At 70.3% G+C, this 4673-nt stretch carries 5 protein-coding genes; 2 read left to right on the plus strand and 3 right to left on the minus strand.

Annotated elements, in window-relative coordinates:
* Window positions 1–1401 (plus strand): DDE-type integrase/transposase/recombinase (locus tag D7X55_RS36035; protein WP_304988912.1); only part of this gene is annotated, 1401 nt, incomplete at its 5' end.
* Window positions 1398–2213 carry an ExeA family protein gene (locus D7X55_RS36040; RefSeq protein ID WP_121725404.1) on the plus strand — a complete coding sequence of 272 codons (816 nt, stop codon included), beginning with the start codon at window positions 1398–1400 and terminating at the stop codon, window positions 2211–2213. The genes D7X55_RS36035 and D7X55_RS36040, both read left to right, overlap by 4 nt.
* A 109-nt stretch (window positions 2214–2322) precedes the next feature.
* On the opposite strand, the gene D7X55_RS36045 is transcribed toward D7X55_RS36040, so the two are convergent.
* The 3 genes from D7X55_RS36045 to D7X55_RS36055 all read right to left on the minus strand — a co-directional run bounded on the left by D7X55_RS36045 (window position 2323) and on the right by D7X55_RS36055 (window position 4517).
* Window positions 2323–2652 (minus strand): Fic/DOC family N-terminal domain-containing protein, encoded by a 330-nt coding sequence (locus D7X55_RS36045; RefSeq protein WP_121725405.1) that lies wholly within the window; start codon window positions 2650–2652, stop codon window positions 2323–2325.
* Between the two features lie 142 nt (window positions 2653–2794).
* Window positions 2795–3292 (minus strand): hypothetical protein, encoded by a 498-nt coding sequence (locus D7X55_RS36050; protein WP_120553149.1) that lies wholly within the window; start codon window positions 3290–3292, stop codon window positions 2795–2797.
* A gap of 103 nt (window positions 3293–3395) precedes the next feature.
* Window positions 3396–4517 carry a metallophosphoesterase gene (locus D7X55_RS36055; RefSeq protein WP_233610273.1) on the minus strand — a complete coding sequence of 374 codons (1122 nt, stop codon included), beginning with the start codon at window positions 4515–4517 and terminating at the stop codon, window positions 3396–3398.
* Between the last annotated feature and the right edge of the window lie 156 nt (window positions 4518–4673).

A 4673-nucleotide genomic window follows, 5' to 3' on the forward strand; every position in this document is an offset into this window, starting at 1 on the left:
CTCCCATTCCTCGCGGCGGGCTACCTGGAGGAGTGCATGGACGAGCTGTCTCCCAATTCTCACTCAGAGGCCGTGGCCGTCTTTCGCCACGGAGTCATCGGCGCCCTGACTCAAGCCGAGCTCGACCGCGGCCAACTGGCTGCGGCGCTCGCGCAGCTTTCCACCCAGCGCTTCCGGCCCCCGGGGGCGGACGCGACGCGCAGCTTCTCGGTGCCGACGCTGGAGCGGTGGTACTACGCCTTTCGCAAGCGGGGACTGGTGGGACTGACACCCCGGCCCCGGCGCGACAAGGGCCGGGCGCAGGAGGTGCCGGGGCCGCTGCGCGAATTGCTCTGCGACATCCGCCGTGAGCACCCCTCGGCGTCCGTCGCCCTCATCCTGCGCACGCTGGTGGCCGACGGGCGCATGCAAGAGGGCGTCGTCTCCGCCTCCACCGTCCGCCGTCTCTTCCACCAGGAGGGCCTGGACAGGGTGGCCCTGCGCGACTCAGCGGGGAGTCGCACGCGCCTGCGGTGGCAGGCGGAGCGCCCCATGGCGTTGTGGCATGGGGACGTCTGCCACGGCCCCGCGCTCGAGGTGGGCGGCAAGTCCCGTCCCCTGCGCGTGCACGCCCTGCTGGACGATGCCAGCCGCTACGTCGTCGCCCTGGAGGCCCACCACTCCGAGAGGGAGGTGGACATGCTGGGCCTCTTCGTGCGCGCGCTGCGCCGTCACGGCAAGCCGGACGCGCTCTACCTGGACAACGGTGCCACCTACCGCGGTGACACCCTGGCCACCGCGTGCGCGCGCCTGGGCATCAGCCTCTTGCACGCCAGGCCCTACGACGCCCCGGCGCGCGGAAAAATGGAGCGCTTCTGGCGCACGCTGCGCGAAGGCTGCCTGGACTTCCTGGGGCCGGTGGCCAGCCTGCACGACGTCAATGTCCGGCTGTGGGCCTTCCTCGACGCGCACTACCACGCCGCCGCGCACTCGAGTCTCGTCGGCCGCACGCCCGCGTCCGTCTTCGGGGCCCACCCGCGCGCGCCGGATGGGCTGGACGAGAAGGTCCTGGCCGATGCGCTCACCGTGCGCATCCGCCGGCGCGTGCGCCGCGACACCACCGTGGCGCTGGATGGCGTGGACTACGAGTTGGACGCAGGCCACCTGGCGGGTCGCCTCGTCTTCATCTGCCGCACCCTGGCGGACGCCGACGCGGCGCCCTGGGTGGAGGTGGACGGCCAGCGGCTGCCCCTGCGCCCGGTGGACGCCGTGCGCAACGCCCGCAGAGAGAGGCCCTACCGAAAACCGCACCTGGACGAGACAGCCCCACGCCACCCGGCCTTCGCGCCAGCCCAGGCGCTTCTGGACAGGGCCGTCGGCCGCCCCCTCGCGCACGCGCAGCGGGACGGAGGTGACGAATGACGCCCGCGTACCTCGGCCACTTCGGCCTCACCTGCGCTCCCTTCTCCAAGGAGGTATCCGACGCGGACCTCTGGCTGCCCACCTCCAAGGCCGCCCTCGTGGAGGAGTTGGGCGAGGCCCTGAAGAACCGCGCCAGCGTCGTGCTCACCGGCGAGCCGGGCGTGGGCAAGACGTGCGTCTTGCGAGCGCTGCGACACCGGCTGCCGGCCCAGGGCTTCCGCCTGACGTACTGCCACAACGCCACCCTGGGCCGCCGGGACTTCTACCGCCAGCTGTGCTTGGCGCTCGGCCTCAAGCCGTCGGCCACCGCCGCCGCCGTCTTCTACTCCGTCACGACGCACGTCGAGCAACTGGGCGCCGAGAAGCTGCACCCCGTCTTCCTGCTGGACGAGGCCCACCTACTCCACCAGGACGTGCTGGACCATCTGCACATCCTCCTCAACTACCAGTGGGACTCACGCGCGCTGCTCTCGCTCATCCTCGTCGGGCTGCCAGAGCTGGAGTCGCGGATGGTGCGTCGGCACAACCGCAGCCTCTACTCGCGCCTGCACACCCGGCTGCGCATCGAGCCACTCACTCCGGAGGACACTGCTGAGTACCTTCGAGTGCGGCTGGCCCGTGCCGGGTGCGAGCGCGAACTCTTCGCCTCGGACGCACTGGCCATGCTGCACGAGGCCGCCAGTGGCGCGCTGCGCGATGTGGACCGGCTCGCCACGGCGGCGCTGCGCGAGGCCGCTCGGCGAAGGAAGAAGCTGGTGGAGCGCGACGCGCTGGCCCGCGTGCTCGACACCGTCGGAATCGATGAGCCGTAGCGCTTGAGCGCATCACGGGCTTGCGCGCTACGCGCGCTCGCCCCCGATGCCCATCACGCTGCGCGGCGCGCTGACGCGCGCCTCCAGCGATGGCCATCAACCAGCCGGATCACCCGGCCATCAACAAAGATGCGCGGCAACACTTCGCACGGTGAGCGCCTTGCGCATCCATCTCGTATTCGAGGACGTCTTCCAGGGTGCTCTGCGTACCTTCAATCTGGGAGCTGAGCACCGCCTCGTGGCGGACGTACATCGCGACAAAAAGCGATGGGTTCGGAAGGATGGATGCGACTCCATCCAACCGGCCCAGCGCCCGGTCTGCGGCACTGAGCATCTGCGTCAACTCCCCATCCAGGTGAATCGCAGGATCAGGAGGGAGCGGCGCAGGAATGAACGCCCGGTAGCCCTGAAGCTGCTGGACGTACTTTCCGGAGCGCATTCGAGACCTCTTCAGTCAGTGGATTGGAATACTGGCCTGCGGACACCAGCCTTATTTCAACCATAGGCGTCTTTTTGAAATAACTACCCCTTTTGGGGGATGTTGTTCCAACCACCCTGAAGCGCCAGGAAGCCTTCCGGCCTTACGACTGCAGGCTCGCGGCGGCCTCTTCCTGCGCGCCGTCCTGCCCGTTGCCGCCGTCCGTGAAGAGGTTGGCCACCGGGCGCAGCTTCGGGGGACGGCCGCGGCGGCGCGGGGCGTTGTCGTCGTTGCCCGGCGTGGCGCCCACCGGCTCCGCCTGGGCCGGGCCTCCCTTGCGCACCGGACGCGGCAGGTGGATGGCCTCCAGCTTCGCGCCCAGGTCCGCGTCGTCCTCCGCGAACACCTTCGCGTACGCCAGCGCGCGCTGGCCCTTCTGCAAGAGCGACTCCTGGCTCTCGTTCAGCGCGTGCCGGGCCGCGTCCAGCGCCGCCTGCGCCCGGGCCACGGCCTCCGCCTTCTCACGCACGTGCGCCGCGGACTCGCCCAGCACCGCCGTGTCCACGTCCGGGAACTTCACGTCCGCCAGGTCCGTGGCGAACAGCTCGAGCAGCGCGCGCAGCGCGGGGGAGATGGAATCGTTCTCGGGGGTTTCGAACATGGACAGGCCTCCTCACAAGGCGTTTGAACGGCGCCTATCTGCCCAGATGTTCAGTGTCCTTTCAAGGGGGTCTTCTAACCAGCCGGAATGTCGACCCCGCTGATCAATCCACCCGCACCAGACCGACCTCTCGCACCCCCGCCGACGGATCCACGTCCACCGCCAGGAAGTGCCGGCCCACCCCGTCGAAGCGCTCCGGAATCGCTCCGCCGCCTCCGGAGATGAACGCCGGGATGCCCGCGTTGGAGAACGAATAGTAGCTGTGGATGTGGCCGTAGAGCGTCAGGTCCACCCCCGCGCGCGCCATCTTCCCCACCAGCCCAGCAGCCTCGTTGCGCACCGCGAAGCCTCCGCCCCGGACGCCAATCGGATCCAACGGGGGGATGTGCATCGCCACCACGTGCACCGCGTCGCGCGCCTCCTCCAGCCAGCCGTCCAGCGCCTCCTCCACCAGCGGATCCACCGTGCTGCTGCCGGAGTCCACCAGGCTGAAGTGCACGCCGTGGAAGGTGAAGTGCTGGCTGGCCCGGCCCACCAGCCGCTGGTACTCGCGCGCGTCGTCCGTGAAGGTCTCGTGGTTGCCCAGCGTCGCGTACAGCGGGATGCGCGAGTCCGCCTCCAGCCGCTGCTGGAACTCCTCCAGCTGCTCGCGCGTGCCGAACTCCGTCAGGTCCCCCGCGAAGAAGATGAAGCGCAGGCTGGGGTCCTGGTTCAGCTTCGCGTAGACATCCCCGACCTTCGACAGCGCCTCCTGCACGTCCGCCAGCGCCGCGAAACGGAACGGCTCACGCGTGTCCCAGTCCGGCGGCGCCACCGTCAGGCGCATGTCCGTCCCCGGACGCAGGGCCACGCGCCATGCCTTCACCGTCGGGTGCGCGTCCGGCAGCGCCACCACGTCCAGCGGCGAGCCCGCTCCGTCCACGGCCACCAGCTCCGCGCCCGGCATCGCGTTGTGCACCGTGAACAGCCAGTCCGTGCGCGCATCCGCCGCGGCCGTGACGCGCGTGGTGAACACCGGCGCCTGGCCCCACAGCTCCAGCGTCCCCGACGCCAGCGTCCGCACCGACGCGAGCCCGCCCTCCACCTCCACCTTCAATGCGTCCGCTTCAGCCCGGCCCACGCGCGTGTCCCGCACCGCGCGGTCCTCGCTGGGACGCATGCAGCCCGTGGTCAGCAGCGCCGCCGTGACACCCAGCGCGCCCAGTGCACGAAGTCCACCGCTCACGTGTCACCTCCCACCGCGTACACCAGCGACAGCCGCCCCATCAGCGCGCCACCCGCCTGCGCCTCCGCCGCCACGCCCCAGCGCTCCGTCACCAGCACGCGCCCCTTCAAGCCGAACGACCCCACCATGCCGCCGCCCCTGTCTCTTATACACCTC

The organism is Corallococcus sp. AB049A (genome assembly GCF_003668885.1).
GTDB classification, from domain to species: domain Bacteria; phylum Myxococcota; class Myxococcia; order Myxococcales; family Myxococcaceae; genus Corallococcus; species Corallococcus interemptor.

Coding starts and splice junctions, on each gene's coding strand:
- D7X55_RS36040 (WP_121725404.1), top strand. CDS start 1,398: ATGACGCCCGCGTACCTCGGCCACTTCGGCCTCACCTGCGCTCCCTTC.
- D7X55_RS36045 (WP_121725405.1), bottom strand. CDS start 2,652: ATGCGCTCCGGAAAGTACGTCCAGCAGCTTCAGGGCTACCGGGCGTTC.
- D7X55_RS36050 (WP_120553149.1), bottom strand. CDS start 3,292: ATGTTCGAAACCCCCGAGAACGATTCCATCTCCCCCGCGCTGCGCGCG.